Annotated in this window: 21 protein-coding genes; 15 read left to right on the top strand and 6 right to left on the bottom strand. The window is 67.6% G+C overall.

Annotation, left to right across the window (positions count from 1 at the left end; genetic code table 11):
- Positions 1–4 precede the first annotated feature (4 nt).
- Genes J3367_RS12920 through deoA form a run of 6 tightly spaced genes read left to right on the top strand, consistent with a single transcriptional unit; the run spans position 5 to position 5,389 of the window.
- Entirely contained in the window at positions 5–1,147 is a 1,143-nt protein-coding gene (locus J3367_RS12920) for an ABC transporter permease (RefSeq protein WP_009208079.1), read from the top strand.
- Positions 1,147–2,115, top strand: a complete 969-nt coding sequence (locus J3367_RS12915; protein WP_024351587.1) for an ABC transporter permease — start codon at positions 1,147–1,149, stop codon at positions 2,113–2,115. The genes J3367_RS12920 and J3367_RS12915 overlap by 1 nt, the downstream gene beginning before the upstream one ends.
- Before the next feature lie 2 nt (positions 2,116–2,117).
- Positions 2,118–2,513, top strand: a complete 396-nt coding sequence (locus J3367_RS12910) for a cytidine deaminase (protein ID WP_024351588.1) — start codon at positions 2,118–2,120, stop codon at positions 2,511–2,513.
- Positions 2,510–3,316, top strand: coding sequence for a purine-nucleoside phosphorylase (locus tag J3367_RS12905; protein ID WP_024351589.1), 807 nt, complete (start codon positions 2,510–2,512; stop codon positions 3,314–3,316). The genes J3367_RS12910 and J3367_RS12905 overlap by 4 nt, the downstream gene beginning before the upstream one ends.
- Complete coding sequence (gene deoC, locus J3367_RS12900) at positions 3,309–4,070, top strand: deoxyribose-phosphate aldolase (RefSeq protein ID WP_024351590.1); 762 nt, start codon at positions 3,309–3,311, stop codon at positions 4,068–4,070. Before J3367_RS12905 ends, deoC begins: the two co-directional genes overlap by 8 nt.
- Positions 4,070–5,389, top strand: coding sequence for a thymidine phosphorylase (gene deoA, locus J3367_RS12895; protein ID WP_024351591.1), 1,320 nt, complete (start codon positions 4,070–4,072; stop codon positions 5,387–5,389). The genes deoC and deoA overlap by 1 nt, the downstream gene beginning before the upstream one ends.
- 16 nt (positions 5,390–5,405) lie before the next feature.
- On the opposite strand, the gene J3367_RS12890 is transcribed toward deoA, so the two are convergent.
- The 5 genes from J3367_RS12890 to J3367_RS12870 form a co-directional block, all read right to left on the bottom strand.
- Complete coding sequence (locus J3367_RS12890; RefSeq protein ID WP_024351592.1) at positions 5,406–5,942, bottom strand: retropepsin-like aspartic protease family protein; 537 nt, start codon at positions 5,940–5,942, stop codon at positions 5,406–5,408.
- Between the two features lie 137 nt (positions 5,943–6,079).
- The gene (upp, locus tag J3367_RS12885) at positions 6,080–6,709 is read right to left on the bottom strand and encodes a uracil phosphoribosyltransferase (RefSeq protein ID WP_009208086.1); all 630 of its coding nucleotides are present in this window, start codon (positions 6,707–6,709) and stop codon (positions 6,080–6,082) included.
- Between the two features lie 33 nt (positions 6,710–6,742).
- Complete coding sequence (locus J3367_RS12880) at positions 6,743–7,738, bottom strand: adenosine deaminase (RefSeq protein ID WP_029703483.1); 996 nt, start codon at positions 7,736–7,738, stop codon at positions 6,743–6,745.
- Between the two features lie 53 nt (positions 7,739–7,791).
- Positions 7,792–8,985 carry a phosphopentomutase gene (locus J3367_RS12875; protein ID WP_024351594.1) on the bottom strand — a complete coding sequence of 398 codons (1,194 nt, stop codon included), beginning with the start codon at positions 8,983–8,985 and terminating at the stop codon, positions 7,792–7,794.
- A gap of 148 nt (positions 8,986–9,133) precedes the next feature.
- Complete coding sequence (locus J3367_RS12870; protein ID WP_244495462.1) at positions 9,134–9,598, bottom strand: pilus assembly protein N-terminal domain-containing protein; 465 nt, start codon at positions 9,596–9,598, stop codon at positions 9,134–9,136.
- Positions 9,599–9,838: 240 nt separating this feature from the next.
- Between J3367_RS12870 and J3367_RS12865 the strand changes: the two genes are divergently transcribed.
- The 9 genes from J3367_RS12865 to J3367_RS12825 all read left to right on the top strand — a co-directional run bounded on the left by J3367_RS12865 (position 9,839) and on the right by J3367_RS12825 (position 18,752).
- A complete protein-coding gene (locus tag J3367_RS12865; RefSeq protein WP_024351596.1) occupies positions 9,839–10,024 on the top strand; it encodes a Flp family type IVb pilin in 186 nt (61 codons plus the stop codon).
- A gap of 97 nt (positions 10,025–10,121) precedes the next feature.
- Positions 10,122–10,634: an A24 family peptidase gene (locus tag J3367_RS12860; protein WP_024351597.1), complete on the top strand. Its 513-nt coding sequence runs from the start codon at positions 10,122–10,124 to the stop codon at positions 10,632–10,634.
- Positions 10,635–10,745: 111 nt separating this feature from the next.
- Positions 10,746–11,564, top strand: coding sequence for a Flp pilus assembly protein CpaB (gene cpaB / locus J3367_RS12855; RefSeq protein ID WP_024351598.1), 819 nt, complete (start codon positions 10,746–10,748; stop codon positions 11,562–11,564).
- 35 nt (positions 11,565–11,599) lie between these two features.
- Positions 11,600–13,180 carry a type II and III secretion system protein family protein gene (locus J3367_RS12850; protein WP_244495461.1) on the top strand — a complete coding sequence of 527 codons (1,581 nt, stop codon included), beginning with the start codon at positions 11,600–11,602 and terminating at the stop codon, positions 13,178–13,180.
- Positions 13,181–13,200: 20 nt separating this feature from the next.
- Positions 13,201–13,911, top strand: a complete 711-nt coding sequence (locus J3367_RS12845) for a CpaD family pilus assembly protein (protein WP_228239951.1) — start codon at positions 13,201–13,203, stop codon at positions 13,909–13,911.
- Positions 13,912–13,928: 17 nt separating this feature from the next.
- Positions 13,929–15,203, top strand: coding sequence for an AAA family ATPase (locus J3367_RS12840; protein WP_230788717.1), 1,275 nt, complete (start codon positions 13,929–13,931; stop codon positions 15,201–15,203).
- 49 nt (positions 15,204–15,252) lie between these two features.
- Entirely contained in the window at positions 15,253–16,704 is a 1,452-nt protein-coding gene (locus J3367_RS12835; RefSeq protein ID WP_373279287.1) for a CpaF family protein, read from the top strand.
- Positions 16,704–17,711 carry a type II secretion system F family protein gene (locus tag J3367_RS12830; protein WP_024351603.1) on the top strand — a complete coding sequence of 336 codons (1,008 nt, stop codon included), beginning with the start codon at positions 16,704–16,706 and terminating at the stop codon, positions 17,709–17,711. The genes J3367_RS12835 and J3367_RS12830 overlap by 1 nt, the downstream gene beginning before the upstream one ends.
- A 60-nt stretch (positions 17,712–17,771) precedes the next feature.
- Entirely contained in the window at positions 17,772–18,752 is a 981-nt protein-coding gene (locus J3367_RS12825) for a type II secretion system F family protein (RefSeq protein ID WP_373279286.1), read from the top strand.
- A gap of 302 nt (positions 18,753–19,054) precedes the next feature.
- Here the strand turns inward: J3367_RS12825 and J3367_RS12820 are convergent, their stop codons facing one another.
- Complete coding sequence (locus J3367_RS12820; RefSeq protein WP_024351605.1) at positions 19,055–19,900, bottom strand: tetratricopeptide repeat protein; 846 nt, start codon at positions 19,898–19,900, stop codon at positions 19,055–19,057.
- Between the last annotated feature and the right edge of the window lie 17 nt (positions 19,901–19,917).

The following is a 19,917-nucleotide window of genomic DNA, read 5'->3' as shown; positions in this document are numbered from 1 at the left end:
CCGCATGAGCCGCCCCTACGCCAAGCTTCCGCCGCTGATCGACTACGGTCTGATTCCGCTGATCAATCTCGTCGTGGCCTTCGCCGTCGCCGGTCTCGTCGTCCTCGTCGTCGGCGAAAGCCCGGTCGAGGCCGCGGCGCTGATGATCCGCGGCGCTTTCGGCTATGGCGAGGGCATCGGCTTCACCCTCTATTACGCCACCAGCTTCATCTTCACCGGCCTTGCCGTGGCGGTCGCCTTTCATGGCGGGTTGTTCAATATCGGCGGGGAGGGGCAGGCCTATATCGGCGGCCTCGGCGTCGCCGCGGTGGCGCTGACGCTGGGCGGCATCCTGCCCTGGTGGCTGAACCTGCCTTTGGCCGTCGCCCTGTCCTGCGCCTTCGGCGCGGCCTGGGCCTTCATCCCGGCGATCCTGCAGGCCAAGCGCGGCAGCCACATCGTCATCACCACGATCATGTTCAATTTCATCGCCGCGGCGGTGATGGTCTATCTCCTCGTCGGCGCGCTGAAGCCCGCCGGCACCATGTCGCCGGGCACCGGCACCTTCGAGGCGGGCGGCCAGCTGCCGAAGCTGAAGGAGCTGTTCGCGCTGTTCGGCTTCAATCTCGGCGGCGCTCCGCTCAACGTCTCGCTGTTCGTGGCGCTCGCCGCGGCCTTCTTCGTCTGGGTGCTGATCTGGCGCACGCGGCTCGGCTACGAGATCCGCACGCTGGGCTTTTCGCCGCGCGCCGCGCGCTATGCCGGCATGTCGCATACGCGGCTGATCGTCGTGACCATGATGGTGTCCGGCGGGCTCGCCGGCATGATGGCGCTGAACCCGGTGATGGGCGACCAGTACCGGCTGCTGATCGACTTCCCCGGTGGCGCCGGCTTCGTCGGCATCGCCGTCGCACTGATGGGGCGCGGCCACCCGGCCGGCATCATCCCCGCCGCCATCCTGTTCGGCGTTCTCTACCAGGGCGGGGCGGAACTCGCCTTCGATATGCCGGCGATCTCGCGCGACATGATCGTCATCATCCAGGGCCTCGTCATCCTGTTTGCCGGCGCCATGGAGAACATGTTCCGGCCCGGCGTGGGTGCGGCCTATCAATGGGTGCGGTTCCGCACCGCGGAGCCGGCGGGCGCCGATGTCGAGGAGTCCCGCTGATGGATGCCGGCGCCTGGATCAACGTCATCGATTCGACCATCCGGCTGTCGACGCCGCTGCTCTTCGCGGCGCTGGCGGGCCTGTATTCCGAACGCTCCGGCATTTTCGACATCTCGCTGGAAGGCAAGATGCTGATCGCCGCCTTCGCCTCGGCCTCGGCGGCCGCCGTCTGGGGCTCGGCGCTGCTCGGGCTGCTGGTCGGCGTTCTCGCCGCGACCGGCTTCTCGCTGATCCACGGCCTTGCCTCGATCACCTATCGCGGCAACCAGATCGTCTCGGGCGTCGCCATCAACTTCATCGCCGCCGGCCTGACCATCATCCTCGGCCAGGCCTGGTTCGCCCAGGGCGGGCGCACGCCGAGCCTGTCCGGCGACAGCCGCTTCGGCGCCATCGAGCTGCCGGGGGCAGCCGCCATCGCCGACGTGCCGGTGATCGGCCCGATCTATGCCGACATCCTCTCCGGCCACGCGATCCTCGTCTATGTCGCCTTCCTGATGGTGCCGCTGACCTGGTGGGTGATGTTCCGCACCCGCTTCGGCCTGCGTCTGCGGGCCGTCGGCGAGAACCCGGCGGCAGTCGACACAGCCGGCATCTCGGTGACCTGGCTGCGCTACCGGGCGGTGATCATCTGCGGCATCCTCACCGGCTTTGCGGGGACCTATCTCGCGGTCGCGCAGGCCGCGGGCTTCACCCGCGACATGACTGCCGGCAAGGGCTACATCGCGCTGGCGGCGCTGATCTTTGCCAACTGGAAGCCGCTACCGGTGATGCTGGCCTGCCTGCTCTTCGGCTTCCTCGACGCGATCTCGATCCGCGTCCAGGGCGTCGAGATTCCGCTGATCGGCGAGATTTCGGTGCAGTTCGTGCAGGCGCTGCCCTACATCCTGACCGTGATCCTGCTGGCCGGCTTCGTCGGCAAGGCCACCCCGCCCAAGGCCGGCGGCGTTCCCTATGTGAAAGAAAGATAGAAATGGCGGACGATCTCTTCGCGCTGGCGAAGTCCGCGATGCGGCGCGCCCACGCGCCCTATTCGAAATTCCCTGTCGGCGCAGCCCTGCGCACCACGGACGGTCGCATCTTCTCCGGCTGCAATGTCGAGATCGTTAGCTTTCCCGAAGGCTGGTGCGCCGAGACGACGGCGATCGGCCATCTGGTGATGGACGGCGGCGGGCGGATCGCCGAGGTGGCCGTGGTCGCCGAGAAGCTGCCGCTGTGCACGCCCTGCGGCGGCTGCCGCCAGCGCATCGCCGAATTCGCCGACGCGGCAACGAAGGTGCATCTGTGCGACGCTGACGGCGGCGTTCGCGAGACCGTCACCATGGGCGAACTCCTGCCGCGCGCCTTCGACACCGAGAGCCTCGCATGAGCGCGGCCGCCGATTATCTGCGCTACCGGCTGGGCGACCGCCGCCCGGTGGCCGCGATGGTGCTGGGATCGGGACTGGGGCTGCTGGTCGATGCGATGGCGGATACGATCCGGATCCCCTTCGCCGAGATCCCCGGCTTTCCGGTGAGCGCGGTGACGGGCCATGCCGGCGAGATCGTCGTCGGCCGGCTCGGTGGGCGCGACATTCTCGTCCTGTCCGGCCGCGTCCATTATTACGAGGCCGGCGATGCGGCGGTGATGCGGCCGGTGATCGCGGCGATCGCGGCGCTGGGTATCGAACGGCTGCTCCTGACCAATTCGGCCGGCTCGGTGCGCGAGGACATGCCGCCTGGCTCGGTGATGATGATCGAGGATCACATCAATTATTCCGGGCTCAACCCGCTGATCGGCGAAGCCTCCGACGCCCGCTTCGTCGGCATGACGGCGGCCTATGATGCCGAGCTGCGCGAGCGTCTGGCCGCCGCCGCCGAGACGGCCGGCGAGACGCTGTTCGGCGGCGTCTACATGTGGTTTTCCGGCCCGTCCTTCGAGACGCCCGCAGAGATCCGCATGGCGCGCACGCTGGGCGCCGACGCGGTCGGCATGTCGACGGTGCCCGAAACCATCCTGGCGCGGTTCTTCGGCCTGAGGGTCGTCGCCGCCTCGGTGATCACCAATTACGGGGCCGGCATGACCGGCGCCGAACTCTCCCATGCGGAGACCAAGGACATGGCGCCAAAGGGTGGCGCGCGGCTGGCGCGGATTCTGGGTGCCATGCTGGAAAACGGAGGCTTCGATGACTGATGCCGACATGCAGGCCCGCGCCCGGCAACTGATCGCCTGCCTCGACCTGACCAATCTCAACGACGACTGCACCGAGGCCGATGTCGCGGCGCTGTGCGACCGGGCGGCGACGCCGGAAGGGCCGGTCGCAGCGATCTGCATCTGGCCGCAATTCGTCGCCTTCGCGCGCGAAAAGCTGGCGCCGGCCATCCGCATCGCGACGGTGGTGAACTTCCCGGCCGGCGGCGAGGATCTGGACGCGACCCTCGCCGAGACTCGCGTGGCGGTCGCCGACGGTGCCGAGGAGATCGACCTTGTGATCGCCTATCGGAAGATTCCGGCCGATCCGGATTTCGTCGAGAACCAGGTGCGCCAGGTGAAGGCAGCTTGCCGCACGGCGCGGCTGAAGACGATCCTGGAGACCGGCGAGATCGGCGACCCGGACGCGATCCGCGTGGCCTGCCAGGCGGCACTCGACGGCGGGGCCGACTTCCTGAAGACCTCGACCGGCAAGGTCGCCGAGAACGCGACACCCGTCTCCGCCCGGCTGCTGCTCGGCGCGATCGCCGATTCCGGCCGCGACGTCGGTTTCAAGCCGGCCGGCGGCATCAAGACCTTCGAGGACGCGAACGGCTATCTCGAACTCGCCGAGGCGATTTGCGGCCCCGGCTGGGCGACGCCGGAGCGCTTCCGTCTGGGCGCGTCCAGCGTCCTCGGCGATCTTCTCGCCGTGGCAGGCGGCAAGGCGCGGGCCGGCGGGGCGGCCGGCTACTGATGGCGGTCCTGCCGCAGGAGTTCATCCGCGCCAAGCGGGACGGGGAGACCCTCGATCCGGCCGCGATCAAGGCCTTCATCGCCGGCTTCGACGACGGCAGCGTCACCGAGGGGCAGGTCGCCGCCTTTGCCATGGCCGTCTTCTTCCAGGGCATGGCGCGGGACGAGACCGTCGCGCTGACCGAGGCGATGCGCGACAGCGGCGATGTCCTCGACTGGTCCGACCTCGACCGCCCAGTCGTCGACAAGCATTCGACCGGCGGCATCGGCGACAATGTCTCGCTAATGCTGGCGCCGATCGTCGCCGCCTGCGGCGCGGCCGTGCCGATGATCTCGGGGCGCGGGCTCGGCCATACCGGCGGTACGCTGGACAAGATGGAATCGATCCCCGGCTATTCGGTGACGCCCGACAATGCGACGTTCCGGCGGACCGTGCGCGACGTCGGCTGCGCGATCATCGGCCAGACCGGCCAACTCGCCCCGGCCGACAAGCGCTTCTACGGCGTGCGGGACGTGACGGCGACGGTGGAATCGATCCCGCTGATCACCGCCTCGATCCTGTCGAAGAAGCTGGCGGGCGGGCTCGAAGGCCTGGTGCTCGACGTCAAATGCGGCTCCGGCGCCTTCATGGCCAGCGAGGCGGACGCCCGCGCGCTGGCGACGAGCCTCGTCGAGGTGGCCAACGGGGCTGGGCTGAAGACCACGGCGCTGATCACCCGCATGGACCAGGCACTGGCCTCGGCGGCCGGCAACGCGGTGGAAGTGCGCAACGCCGTTCGCTTCCTGACCGGCGACCACCGCGACGCGGCTCTGGAAGAGGTGACGCTAGCGCTGGCGGCGGAGATGCTGGTGCTGGCCGGGCTTGGGCCGGATCTCGTCGCCGGCGAGGCCAAGGCCCGCACCGTCCTCGACGACGGGCGCGCGGCGGAGATCTTCGGCCGGATGGTGGCTGCGCTCGGCGGACCCGTCGATTTCGTCGCGCGGATGGATGCGTATCTGCCCAGGGCGCCGGTTGTCCGACCAATCGTGGCGACGGGGCCGGGTACCGTCACGGCCGTCGATGCGCGGCAGCTCGGGCTTTGCGTCGTCGGCCTCGGCGGTGGACGGACGCGGCCGCAGGATGCGGTCGACCATTCGGTCGGCCTGACGGAGCTCGCACCGATCGGCACGATGCTGGGCGAGGGCGATCCGATCGCGCTGGTCCATGCGCGGGACGAGGCGGCGGCCGAGGCGGCAGCGGCGGTGGTCCGGGCAGCTTACAGCTTCGGCGATGCAGGGCCAGGTGGCTCACGGCCCGCGGTCATCGACCGCATCGGCTGAGCGCCTCGGACTGGTCCTATTGCTTCAGCGTCAGCTGCTCGTCCGCGATCTCGAATTTCGACAGGCGACCGAGGAAGCTCATGCCGAGGAGGGCGACGGGCAGGGTGCCGTCGCGGGTGACGAGCGTGTCGACGTCGCGCAGTTCGATCGGGCCGAGCTGCATCCGCGCGACCGTGACGAGGGCGGCCGTGGTCTCGCCATTCGCCGTCTGCACCGTGTAGCGATATTCATCGAGCTGCGGGGCGACGCCGAGGCGGCGGGCGGTGGTGTCGTTGATGGAAACGTAGGTTGCGCCGGTATCCACGAGGACCGGCACGGAGCGGCCGTTCATCCGCGTATCGGTCCGGAAATGGCCACTGGCATCGGCGGCGAGGCGCGCGACGCGGCCGGAAAGGCTGGCGGGACGTTCCATCGCCGCATCGATGACCTCGGGGGCGCGTTCGACGGTCTCCACCTGGCCGGACAGCATGCCGGCGCGGTAGTGCTCGAAGGCCGATGGCACGGCCAGCGCGACCAGCGAGGTCACGGCAAGGATGATGACGAAGTTCTGCATCCGGCGGTCCGACCCGTTGCGACTTAGGTCGGACAGTGTGGGCGCAGCGGGGTTAACCGGAGGCGAAAAGCCGGCGATGCCGGGCGGCCATCGCCCGGCGCGGTTGCCGATCGGTTAAGACCGGCCCGCCGTGGCGGCTATTTGGTGCCGTACATCCGGTCGCCAGCGTCGCCGAGGCCGGGCACGATGTAGCCCTTGTCGTTGAGGTGCCGATCGATCGAGGCGGTGAAGACCGGGACGTCCGGATGGGCGGTGCGGAACCGCTCGATGCCTTCCGGGGCCGCCAGCAGGCAGAGGAAGCGGATGTTCTTCGCGCCGCGCTCCTTCAGCTTCTCGATCGCCGCGATGGCCGAATTGGCCGTTGCCAGCATCGGGTCGACGACGATGACAAGGCGGTTTTCCAGATCCTCGGGCGCCTTGAAGTAATATTCGACCGGCTGCAGCGTCTCGTGGTCGCGGTAGAGCCCGATATGGGCGACGCGGGCGGCCGGCACGAGGTCGAGCATGCCCTCCAGAAGGCCGTTGCCGGCCCGCAGGATCGAGGCGAAGACCAGCTTCTTGCCTTCCAGCACGGGCGAATCCATCGCCTCCATCGGCGTCTCGATCCGGATCGTCGTCAGGTCGAGATTGCGCGTGACCTCGTAGCAGAGGAGCGTGGAGATCTCGCGCAGCAGCCGGCGGAAACTCGCCGTCGAGGTCTCCTTGTTGCGCATGATGGTGAGCTTGTGCTGGACCAGCGGGTGGTCGATCACGGTGACGCCGTCCATGGGGCCTCGCTTTCTGGCTGATTTGGCTTCTGCTTAACCGGACGATGACGGCGCGCCAAGGGCGATCGCCGAGACAACGAGTTGTTGGAGGAGACGCTGCCGGGTCGCTTCGTCGACGAAGGCGGCCTCGATGGCGTTGCGGGTGAAGCCGAGACGGTCGCCCGGCCCGAAGCCGGCAGACGCAGCAAAAGCGTATTCGGCCGCAAGATCGGTGGCGAAAAAGGGCGGATCGTCGGAGTTCAGCGTGACCCGGCATCCGGCCTCGACCAGTGGCCGCAGCGGATGCGATGCCACGTCCGGATAGACGCCAAGCGCAAGGTTGGAGTGGGGGCAGATTTCGAGGGCGATGCCTTTGTCGGCCAGCATCCGCACCACGTCCGGCGCTTCGACCGCGCGCACGCCATGGCCGATGCGGCTCGTTCGAAGGATCTCGACCGTCTCGCGGACATTCTCCGCGCCGTCGAATTCGCCGGCATGGGCGGTCAGGCCGAGCCCGGCGTCGCGGGCGATGTCGAAGGCAGGGGCGAAGTCCCGGGGCGTGCCGATGCGCTCGTCGCCGGCAAGGCCGAAGCCGGTCAGAAGCGGTTCGCGCACCGCATGGGTCGCCGCAAAGCGTGCGGCGGCCTCGACCCGATCGGCACCGAGATGGCGAACGCCGACCACGATCATCCGCGCCTCGATGCCGGTCGCGGCCGTCGCCCGGCGGATACCCTCGGCGAGACCGCCCAGATAGGCATCGCCCGGCACACTGGCCGTTGCCGCGTGGTCGGGTGAGATGAAGAATTCGGCGTAGACCGCGCCGGCGCGGGCAAGGCCCGTCAGATGGTCCTCGGCGAGGCGGCAATAGTCAGCCGCGTCGCGGAAGACCAGCGAGGCGCGATCATAGGCTGCGAGGAAGCTGGTGAAGTCGTCCCAGACATAGGCGCCGTCGCGAACGATGCCGCCGAGGTCGATGCCGTGGCGTTCCGCCAGTTCCAGCACCAGTGCGGGGCGGGCCGCGCCCTCGATATGGCAGTGGAGTTCGGCCATGGGGACGGCACCGCCGGAGCTTGCGCGGGCGAGGGCCGGGGCGGCGTCCGCCTTCACAGGAAGCTCGTTCCGTGGCGGCCTTCCGGCAGGCCGAGATGCGCGGCAACGCTCTCGCCGATATCGGCGAAGGTCTCGCGGTGGCCGATGGCGCGGGCGGCGATGCCCGGCCCTAAGCCGAGCACGGGCACGTTCTCGCGGGTGTGGTCGGTGCCGCGGAAGGTCGGGTCGCAGCCGTGATCGGCGGTGATGATGGCGAGATCGCCCGGCCGCAGTCGCGCTTCGAGCTCGGGCAGACGCGCGTCGAAAGATTCCAGCGCCGCCGCATAGCCGGCGACATCGCGCCGGTGGCCGTAGAGCATGTCGAAATCGACGAAATTGGCGAAGACGATGTCGCCGTCGCTCGCGTCGTCCAAGGCGCCCAGCATGGCGTCGAACAGCGCCATGTTGCCGTCGCCCTTGCGCACCTCGGAGATGCCCTGGTGGGCGAAGATGTCGCCGATCTTGCCGATCGCGATGACCCGGCGGCCGGCGGCGACGGCGCGGTCGAGGATGGTGGGCTCGGGTGGCGGCACCGAATAGTCGCGGCGGTTGGCGGTCCGGCGGAAGGTCGCGGCGGTCTCGCCGGTGAAGGGCCGGGCGATGACCCGGCCGATATTCAAGGGATCGACGTGCCGCCGTGCGACCGCGCAGAGCGCGTAGAGCCGCTCCACGCCGAAATGGGTCTCGTGGGCGGCGATCTGCAGCACGCTGTCGGAGGAGGTGTAGAAGATCGGCTTGCCGGACGCGATGCTCTCCTCGCCGAGTTCGGCGATGATCGTGGTGCCCGAGGCATGGCAGTCGCCGAGAATACCGGGAATGTCGGCGTCGTCGCCGATCTGCGCGATCAGGGAGGCGGGGAAGGTCGGCACGGTGTGGGGGAAATAGCCCCAGTCGAAGGTCACCGGCACGCCGGCGATCTCCCAATGTCCGGACGGGGTGTCCTTGCCATGGGAGACCTCGCCGGCCGAGCCCCAGAGGCCGGCGGGCGATCCGTCGCCGTCGAGACCGGCGGCATGGAAGAGGCCGAGGCGGCGCATGTTGGGCAGGGCGAGCGGGCCCTGTCTGATGCCGGCACGGTCGGCCTCGCCGGCTTCGGCGCGTTCGAGGATATGGCCGAAGGTGTCGGCTCCCGCGTCGCCGAAGGCTTCGGCATCCCTTGCATGGCCGATCCCGAAGGAATCGAGAACGATCAGAACAGCGCGCGCCAACATTCTCTCCTTGCCGCGACCGGAGTCCCGGCCTGTCAGGCGCCGACGGCCGGCCAGGGCCGCCGCGGCGTGTGGTCAGGCAGATAGGCGGACCGGGAGGGTTTCACAGGGGAGGTGGGATAGCGCGGCGCGAGGAGCAGGCGCGGCATTACTGCTTGGCGGCATCCATCGCCATGCCCTGGCGCTGGGCATATTGCTGCGCGGCCTCGCCGAAGCTGTCGACATTGTCGCCGATGGTCACCGTCGGCTCGCATTTGGGGGCGCAGGCATAGGTGACGCGGCTGGCCTGGCGGTAGACCCGCACCGTGTTGTCCTCGAAGCTCTGCACCGCGACCTGCTGGTCCATGACGATGTCGCCATTGGCGTCGAGGATGACGAGATTGGTGATGCCGTAGCTGCGGCCCGTGAGGACCAGGCGGTTCGAGGACAGCACCTCCACGTCGACGATCGCCGGGTTGCCGACGATCACCGTGGCCGCCGGGTTGTCGATCTGGACGATCCGGGCGTGATCCACCTCGACCGGCAGGACGTCGCGGCTGTCGAAGGCGGCGGCATTCCCGCATGCGGCGAGAACGGCGATCGCAGCCAGTGCGGCGCGCAGTGTGCTGGTCATGTGGCTCATCCCGTTCTGCTGCTGGAGTCCTCACTCTAGGTAGAACGGTCTTGGTAAACGCAGGATTAAGCCCGGTCGTGAAGCAAAGGTGAAAATTCGACGCAAGAGGCGAAGGGAAAATAAACCACGCCGCTTAAGACGATCGCAACCGGCCACCCTTAGACATGGCTCAATCCGATCGACAAGGCAGTCGACGGGGATACTGCTTCAAACGGGTATCTGGATATCAAGGAGTTCCCAATGTCCAAGCTTTTCGCTCGCTTCGCCAAGGATGAGTCCGGCGCGACCGCCATCGAATACGGCCTGATCGCCGCCATCATGGCTGTCGCCCTGATCGCCGCTTTCCCGTTCGTGACCGGCGGCCTGACCACCTCCTTCACCAACATCGGCACGATGCTCGGCTCCACGCCTTCCACGATCAACTAATTGCGACGCATCGCGTGGAGATGCCGCGTGATTTCAAGATCATCAGGACCGGGACGGAGCAGATGCTTCGCCCGGTCCTGGATACTGGAGTAGGCGTGTGACGGCTCTTGCGCTCCTCGTCATCTTCCCCTTCGCCATGCTCTATGCGGCCGCGTCGGATCTGGTGACGATGACCATCGCCAACCGCGTCTCCATCCTCCTCGCCCTGGCCTTTCCCGTCGTCGCCTATGCGGCCGGCATGGCGCCCGGTGCGATCGGTGCCCATCTCGGCATCGGCCTCGTCTGCCTGACCGTCTGCTTCGGCATGTTCGCCGCGGGCTGGATGGGCGGCGGCGACGCCAAGCTCCTGGCCGCCACCGCGGTGTGGTTCGGGCCCACCCCCATGCTCCTCGAATACATCCTCTTCGCCAGCATCTATGGCGGGCTCCTGACGATAGGGCTCCTGACCATCCGGGCCTTTCTGCAGCCCGTGACCGGCGTCGCCTTCATCGATCGCCTGCTCGAACGCGAGACCGGCATTCCCTATGGAATCGCCCTCGGCCTGGCCGGCCTGACCGTCTATTCCGGCAGTGTCTGGATCGACATCGCGGCCCGCAGCGCCCCGTTCTGAGGCCTGCCGATCGGGCGGGAGAGGTTTCGTTAACCATACATTGAGGGTTTGTCGGCGATAACCGTCGTGAACAGCCGCATGGTCGCGGCCTCGTTTGCGAGGAGTAGCCCGATGAATCTAGCCCGCATGGCAGTTGTGGCGGTCGCATTGGTCGCAGCCATGGGTGCGGCATTCGTCGCCTTGAACCTGCAGCCCGAAAAGGCCGAACCGGTGATCATCACCGCGGCGCCGGCCGAGCCGCCGATCAAGCTCGCCGAAGTGCTGGTCACGTCCCGCGACCTGTCGATGGGCGAGGCGGTGGACGAGGCGCTCGACTGGCAGAGCTGGCCCGAGGACGGCATCGGACCGACGCTGATCCGCAAATCCGACCGGCCCGACGCCATCGAGACGCTCAAGGGCTCGCTGGCCCGCCAGTCCTTCTTCGCCGGCGAACCGGTGCGCGAATCCAAGCTGATCCGCTCGGACCAGGGCTTCATGTCCGCCGTCCTGCCGGCCGGCAAGCGGGCGGTCGCCGTCCAGATCGCGGCTGAGACCTCGGCCGGCGGCTTCGTCCTGCCGAACGACCATGTCGACGTCATCATGACCCGCCGGGTGTCCAGCTCGGAGAACCGTGGCGACCAGGTGCTGACCGAGACCGTCCTGCGCAATCTGCGGGTCCTGGCCATCGACCAGACCATCCAGGAGAAGGACGGCGAGAAGGTCGTGGTCGGATCGACCGCGACGCTGGAAGTCGATCCCGACCAGGCCGAAGCCCTCACCGCTGCCCAGCAGATCGCCGACCGTCTGGTGCTGTCGCTGCGCTCGCTCGCCGATTCCGTGCCCGGTTCGCCCGGCTATGCGGCCTTCCTGCTCGCCCAGGAGAACGCCCGGAACGGCAAGATCCGGGTCGTGCGCTACGGCCAGTCCTCCGAAATCACCACCAAGGAATGACGGGCAACCCGATGAACGATTGGAGAGGATCCGACATGCTACGCGCCCGGCTTCGCAAACTGGTGGTCGTCATGGCCGCGGCGTCCACGGCACTCGCGCCACTGGCAACGACCCTGCCGGCCCAGGCCGAGCAGACCGTCGTCAACGTCCGCCAGGGCTCCCAGTCCATCAATCTCGGTCTGAACAAGACCAAGGTCATCGTGCTCGAGGCCGACGCCCACGACATCCTCGTCGCCAACCCCGCGGTGGCCGATGCGGTTACGCGTGACGCGCGCCGCATCTATATCTTCGGCAAGCAGATCGGCCAGACCAACATCGTCGTCTTCGACCGGCAGAACCGCCAGATCGCGTCTATCGACCTGAAGATCGAGCGCGACATCAACGGCCTCGAGGCGACGATCCGCAAATACGTTCCGTCCTCGGTCGTCCAGGTCGAGATGCTGAACGACAACGTCGTCCTGAACGGCACCGTGCAGACGCCCCAGGACGCGGCCAAGGTCGAGCGTCTGGCGCGGCTGTTCGTGACCGGCGGCGAGGGCACCACGGGTCAGTACATCCAGCAGGCCACCGCCTCGGGCGGCGCCGGCGGCGGTGATGGCGATGTTGGCTTTGCCCAGGAAGACCGGCGCCAGAGCCAGATCGTCAATCTTCTGCAGATCCAGGGCGAGGACCAGGTGACGCTGAAGGTCACCGTCGCCGAGGTCCAGCGCTCGGTGGTCAAGCAGCTCGGCATCGATTCCATCGCCAGCGGCTCGATCGACGGCGTCGCCTATTCGGCCGCCACCGACAATCTCTTCGGTCTCGGCAATCCGCTGTCCAACACCTTCGGCCGCATCACCAACAGTTCGGGCGGCGACACCGTGCAGTCGCAGCTGCGGGCGCTGAACCAGGCGGGCGTCATGCGGACCCTCGCCGAGCCCAGCCTGACGGCGATCAGCGGCGAGAAGGCGAGCTTCAAGGTCGGCGGCGAATTCTCCATCCCGGACGGCCGCACCATTACGCCCGAAAAGCGGACCAACATCCGCGACGATGCAGGCCGCATCGTCGACACCGAGGTCGAGGGCGAGGTCGTCACGCTGGACAGCCGGCTGGTCGAGTACGGCATCGGCCTGGACTTCACGCCGGTCGTCCTGTCGCCCGGCCGGATCAGCCTGAAGGTGCGCACCAGCGTCTCCGAACCAACCTTCGAATCGCCGTTCAATCTTGGCCGTGGCTCGACCGCGTCGGGTTCTGCCGTCATCGGCATCCGCAAGCGTCTGGCCGATACGACGGTCGAGCTGCCGTCGGGCGGCTCGCTGGTCATCGCCGGTCTCGTGCGCGACGAATCCCGCCAGGTCATGTCGGGCTTCCCCGGCCTGTCGAAGATCCCGGTGCTGGGCACGCTGTTCCGCTCGCGCGACTTCCAGCGCTACGAGACCGAGCTGGTGATCATCGTCACGCCCTATCTGGTGCGCCCGGTTCCGCGCCAGGCGCTGGCCCGCCCGGACGACGGCTTCGCCCTGTCCAGCGACGGTGCCGCCAACTTCCTCGGCCGCGTCAATCGCGTCTACGGCCACATGGAAACCAAGCTGCCACCCGGCCGGTATCACGGCGTCGTCGGCTTCATCTACAAATGACCGGTTCTGGGAGATCGCAGGTGCAAGACCGTTCGCAGATCATCGGCCGCCGCCGTCCCCGGACGTCCATGGCCGCCCTGTTGCCGCTGGCCGCGATGCTGATCGCCGGCGGTTGCGCCAACGTCCACAATGTCGAGGTCGGCTCGATCCCCGACGATTACCGCACCCGGCATCCGATCGTCGTGTCGGAGGACCAGGAAGCCATCGACATTCCGATCGTGATGTCCGACGCCCGCCTGTCCTACGCCAATCGCGGCCGCGTCGAGCATTTCGGCGACCGGTTCCGCGCCTCGGGCGCCGATTCCATCCAAGTGATGCTGCCGACCGGCTCGGCCAACCAGTATGCCGCCGACCGGGTCTCGCACGAGATCGTCGAGGCGCTGCGCGGCCGCTACATCTCGCGCGACCGGATCTTCGTGCAGCCCTATTCGGCGGTGGGCGCCGAAGGGCCGACGCCGATCCGGCTGACCTATGCGACGCTGGTCGCCAAGACCGGTCCGTGCGGGCGCTGGCCCGACGACATGACGGACACGTCCGAGAACAAGAACTACTTCAATTTCGGCTGCGCCAGTCAGCAGAACCTTGCCGCCCAGATTGCCGATCCGCGTGATCTGCTGTCGCCGCGCGGCGTCGATTCCATCGATGCCGGCCGACGCACCACGGTGCTCGACAATTACCGGCGCGGCGAGCCGACGACGACGGCGGCCGGTTCCAGCGAAATCGAATACTGATGGGAGCCGCGGAAACCATGTCTACCGCTTCGCGCGCTGCGCCGGACACCAGCTTCGACGATCCGGCCGGTCTGGATAACGTCCGGCCGATCCCCCGCATCTCCATCCAGGCCTTCTGCGAAAGCGAGGCCGTCGCCCGGCCGATCGAGAATGCCGGGGCGGACCGGCGCATGGCTAAGACCCACATGCGGGTCAATCTCGGCGGCATCCGCGCCGCGGTGGAGCATTTCTCCGGCGCGCCGACGCCCAACCTCGTCATCCTGGAATCCAAGCTGCCGCCGCTTGAACTGATCGGCGAGCTGGAATCCCTGTCGGAGGTCTGCGACCCGGGCTCCAAGGTGATCATCATCGGTCACTACAACGACGTGGCGCTCTACCGCGACCTGATGCATCGCGGCGTGTCGGAATATCTCGTCGCGCCGGTCTCGATCGCCGACATCATGACGATCATCGGCTCTTTGTTCACCGCGCCCGATTCCGAGCCGCTCGGCCGCTCGATCGCCTTTGTCGGCGCCAAGGGCGGCGTCGGCTCATCGACGATCGCCCACAATCTGGCCTGGTCGATCTCCAAGCTGTTCTCCAGCGACGTGGTGATCGCCGATCTCGATCTGCCCTTCGGCACCGCCAACATCAATTTCGACCAGGACCCGGCCCAGGGCATCGCCGAGGCGGTGTTCTCGGCCGAGCGCATGGACGACACCATGCTCGACCGGCTGCTGTCGAAATGCGCCGAGCATCTGTCGCTGCTGGCCGCGCCGTCGCTGCTCGACCGCACCTACGACTTCTCGACCGAAGCCTTCTCGGCGCTGATCGAGACCGCCCAGCGCGGCGCGCCGGTGGTGGCGCTCGACATCCCGCATGTGTGGAACGACTGGACCCGCAGCGTTCTCGCCTCGGCCGACCAGATCGTCATCACCGCGACGCCGGATCTGGCCAATCTGCGCAATGCCAAGAACCTCGTCGACATGCTGGCCAAGCTGCGGCCCAACGATCCGGTGCCGCATCTGATCCTCAACCAGCTGGCGATCCCGCGGCGTCCGGAAATCTCGCCCGAGGAATTCGCCGATCCGCTCGGCCTCGAGCCGATCGCCCAGATCAATTTCGACCCGCAGGCCTTCGGCAATGCGGCCAATAACGGGCAGATGCTCGCCGAACTCGACGGCAAGCATCCGGCCGTGGAGGCCTTCGAGCACGTCGCCCACGTCCTGACCGGACGCGGCACGGCCAAGAAGCCGAAGAAGCAGGGCCTTCTCCAGCGGCTGCGCCACAGCGGCAAAGCAACCAGGGAGTAGCGGCAGCATGTTCGGCAAACGCGGAAACGAGCCTCGCAGCAATCCCGGCATGGGTCTGACTTCGACCCTGCCGAAGCCGTCGGCCGCGCCGGTCCCGGCGCCCAAGCCGCGCGAGCCCGTGTCGCGGGCGCCCGTCACGCCGCCGCCGGCGGCAGCGGCGCCGCGGGAGGCCGCCGCCGCGAGCGACAATTCCGCGGCCGTGCGGCCGGACAGCTATTACGCCCGCAAGGCCGAGGTCTTCGCGGCGCTGATCGATACGATCGACCTGTCGCAGCTCGCTCGCCTCGACGCCGAGAGCGCGCGCGAGGAAATCCGCGACATCGTCAACGACATCGTCGCGATCAAGAGCTTCGCCATGTCGATCTCCGAACAGGAGGACATGCTCAGCGACATCTGCAACGACGTCCTCGGCTACGGGCCGCTGGAGCCGCTGCTGGCGCGCGACGACATCGCCGACATCATGGTCAACGGCGCCCGCCAGACCTTCATCGAAGTCGCCGGCAAGGTGCTGGAGACCAATGTCCGCTTCCGCGACAACCAGCAGCTCCTGAACATCTGCCAGCGCATCGTCAGCCAGGTCGGCCGGCGCGTCGACGAGACATCGCCGATCTGCGACGCGCGCCTGCCCGACGGCAGCCGCGTCAACGTCATCGCGCCGCCGCTGTCCATCGACGGCACCACGCTGACCATTCGTAAGTTCAAGAAGGACAAGCTCACCCTCGACCAGCTCGTCCAGTTCGGCGCAATCTCGCCGGAAGGCGCGCAGATCCTGCAGATCATCGGCCGGGTCCGCTGCAACGTGGTCATCTCCGGCGGTACCGGCTCGGGCAAGACGACGCTTCTGAACTGCCTGACCCGCTATATAGACACCGACGAGCGGATCATCACCTGCGAGGATTCGGCCGAGCTGCAGCTCCAGCAGCCCCATGTCGTGCGCCTGGAAACCCGACCGCCCAACATCGAGGGCGAGGGCGAGATCACCATGCGCGACCTGGTCAAGAACTGCCTGCGCATGCGGCCCGAACGCATCATCGTCGGCGAAGTGCGCGGACCGGAGGTCTTCGACCTCCTGCAGGCGATGAACACCGGCCATGACGGCTCGATGGGCACGATCCACGCCAACTCGCCGCGCGAGTGCCTGAACCGCATGGAATCGATGATCGCCATGGGCGGCTTCTCGCTGCCCTCGCGCACCGTCAAGGAGATCATCGTCGGCTCCATCGACGTGATCGTCCAGGCCGCGCGCCTGCGTGACGGGTCGCGCCGGATCACCCACATCACAGAAGTGCTGGGCATGGAGGGCGACGTGATCACCACGCAGGATCTGTTCGTCTACGACATGACCGGCGAGGACGCGCAGGGCCGGATCATCGGCCGCCACCGCTCCACCGGCATCGGCCGGCCGGCCTTCTGGGACCGGGCGCGCTACTACAACGAGGAGCAGCGCCTTGCCGCCGCCCTCGACGCGTCGGGCGCCGACGAGCCGGCGGGGATGCTGTAATGAGCCCGGCCGGCGTCATCCTGTTTATCCTGTTCTCGACGATCGCCGCCGGCGCGCTCGCCTTCGCCTTCCTGCAGCCGCGGATCGCCAAGGAACGCAAGGTGGAGAACCGGCGTGCGCAATATACGCGCGACGACACCGAGCGGCGCTCGCTGAAGGTCGCCCGCGACCGGCTGAAGGAGCAGGACAAGCGCCGCAAGACGATCCAGTCGTCGCTGAAGGAGCTGGAATCGCGCCAGAAGGAGCGCGACAAGCACACCGGCAAGCTGACCCTGCAGCGCCAGCTCGAACAGGCCGGCTGGACGATGAGCGTCAAGCAGTTCGTGCTGCTCAGCATCGCCATGGGCTTCGTCAGCCTGTTCGTGGCGGCGATCTTCGGCGCGCCGTTGCTGCTCCTGATCGGCGCGGTCGTCGTCGGCGGGCTCGGCCTGCCGCGCTTCCTCCTGTCGCGGGCGCGCAAGAAGCGCTTCCAGAAATTCGGCGAGGAATTTCCCAACGCCATCGATCTGATCGTGCGCGGCGTGAAATCGGGCCTGCCGCTGAACGACACGCTCAGGATCGTCTCCGGCGAGACGCTGGAGCCGGTGCGCAGCGAGTTCCGCAAGATCATCGAGAGCCAGCAGATGGGCGTGCCGATCTCCGAGGCGGTCGAGAAGCTCTATCGCAACATTCCGACGCCCGAGGCGAACTTCTTCGCCATCGTCATCGCCATCCAGTCGCAGGCCGGCGGCAATCTGTCGGAAGCGCTCGGCAACCTGTCGAACGTGCTGCGCGACCGCAAGAAGATGCGGGCGAAGGTGCAGGCGATGTCGATGGAGGCCAAGGCCTCCGGCGGCATCATCGGCGCGCTGCCGGTGGTCGTCGCCAGCCTCGTCTACATCACGACGCCCGACTACATCTCGGTCCTGTTCACCTCCGGCACCGGCCATCTGATCCTGGCGATCTCGGGGCTGTGGATGGCGACCGGCGTCTTCGTGATGAAGAAGATGATCAGCTTCGATTTCTAAGGGCCGACCGGCGCCGCTCAGAACGCGCAGCCGAAGCGGAAGGTGCAGACGAGTATGGAAATGTTCGCGCTCATCGGAGTGTCCCCGGCGGTCGCCGCCAGCGTGGTCATGGCGATCGCGGTGTTCACCACCTTCATCGCCATCGCCATGCCGATGCTCGCCGGCAACCAGCTGAAAAGCCGGATGAAGGCGGTGGCGCTGGAGCGCGACGAGATGCGGGCGCGCGAGCGGGCGCGCATGGCGGCTGAGAACGAGCGCGGTCGCTCGGGCCTGCGCCAGCAGGACAGCAAGGGCGTCGCCAGCCTCGTTGTCGAACGGCTCAACCTGCGCACGGCGCTGGCCGACGACAAGACCGTGACGAGCCTGCGCAATGCCGGCTATCGCGGCCAGCGGCCGCTGACCCTGTTCCTGTTCGCGCGCGCCGTGCTGCCGCTCCTGATGTTCGCCCTCGCGCTGTTCTACGTCTTCGGCCTCGGCCTCCTCGACACGCATCCGACGATGATGCGCATCGCGATCTGCCTCGGCGTCGCCTATGTCGGCTTCGTCGCGCCGATCTTCTTCGTGAAGAACCGCGCCACCAAGCGCCGGTTGTCGATCAGCCGGGCCTGGCCGGATGCCCTGGATCTGCTGCTGATCTGCGTGGAATCGGGCAATTCGATCGAGGCGGCCTTCCGCCGGGTGGCCGAGGAGATCGGCATCCAGTCGATCCCGCTGGCTGAGGAACTGGTGCTGGTCTGCGCCGAGCTGTCCTATCTGCCGGACCGCAAGGTGGCCTATGACAATCTGGCCACCCGCACCGGCCTCGACGGCGTGCGCACGGTCTGTACGGCGCTGGTCCAGGCCGAGCGCTACGGCACGCCGCTGGGCACCGCGCTGCGGACGCTGTCGCAGGAAAACCGCGACCAGCGGATGAATCTTGCGGAGAAGAAAGCCGCCGCGCTGCCGCCGAAGCTCACCGTGCCGATGATCGTGTTCTTCCTGCCGGTGCTGTTCGCCGTCATCATCGGCCCGGCGATCATCAAGGTCATGGCCGTCCAGTAGCGGCACCGCCAGCAGGGTGCCCGGCGCCTGCCGCCCGCCGGACCGTGTCTGGCCGCGCCGTGGAGCCGGCCTCGCTAGGGGGCGGCTTGGTCCCTGCATGAACGCGCGGGGACGATCCCGAACCATCACAGCGAGGGTCGGCGCAGCACCCGAACACATGAAGCTGAGCGACCGCTGTCCGTCTGCCCTGATCGAGGCGGCCCAGGGGCGGGCCGCAGCAGCGGTCAACGCAAAAAGGGCGCACCCCCGAGGATGCGCCCTTTTCGTGTCTTCGAACCGTCAGCGTGAAGCGGTGGGACCGATCAGTTCTCGGCCTTGTCCTTGTCCTTCAGCATCGCCCAGGTGTTCTGCTGGGCGAGCATCGCCTTGAGGAAGGCGACATTGGCTTCCGCCTCGGCCGGCGGTAGTTCGCTGCTGGCGATCTTCTCGGCCTCGTCGAAGCGGCCCTGCAGGCCGACGACCAGCGCCAGGTTCTGGCGCACGCGGCTGTCGCTGCCCGGCTGGGAGGCGGCGGAGCGCAGATAGGATTCGGCCGACTTCAGATCGTTGCCGAGAAGGTAGGACATGCCGAGATTGGACAGGATCGTCGGCTCGTTCGGCTGCATGTCCAGCGCCTTGCGATAGAGCGTGCGCGCCGGAACCTGCTGGCCCATCTGGTCGAGAATGGCACCCTCGGCGGAATAGAGCCGCCAGTCGGGATAGTCCGGGGTCTGGGCGCGGCGAATGGTCTCCAGCGCCTTGGGCAGGTCGCCGGCCGCGGCCAGCGCCTTGCCGTAGGCCGCGAGGACGTCGCGATCTTCCGGATGGGCGATCGCCATCTGCTGCATCACCGCCAGCGACTGGTCGTTGCGTCCGGCCATCTGCAGGGCGGCGGCATAGGAGAGGCCGGTGGGCTTGTTCTTGGGATCACGGTCATAGGCGGCGCCATAAGTGCGCACGGCCGACTGCAATTCGGTGGTGTTCATCTGGGCCACCGTGCGGCCCTGCTGCGCGGGGCGCTGGATCGAGCCGGTGGTCTCGTTGGACACGGAGCCGCAGCCTTGGGTCACCATCAGGGCGAGGCATGCGCCAAGGAGCAGCCCCTGTTTTGCACGGCGTCCCGAACTAGTTCCGCGCCCGACCATGATCTGCTCCTGTTCCGCCTGCATGTCGGCCGCATCGAAAA

The sequence above is a fragment of the Aurantimonas sp. NFXS3 genome, from assembly GCF_049132005.1.
Classification (GTDB): domain Bacteria; phylum Pseudomonadota; class Alphaproteobacteria; order Rhizobiales; family Rhizobiaceae; genus Aurantimonas; species Aurantimonas coralicida.
The sequence above is the reverse complement of the archived record's forward strand: the minus strand, read 5'-3'. Positions and strand labels throughout refer to the sequence as shown.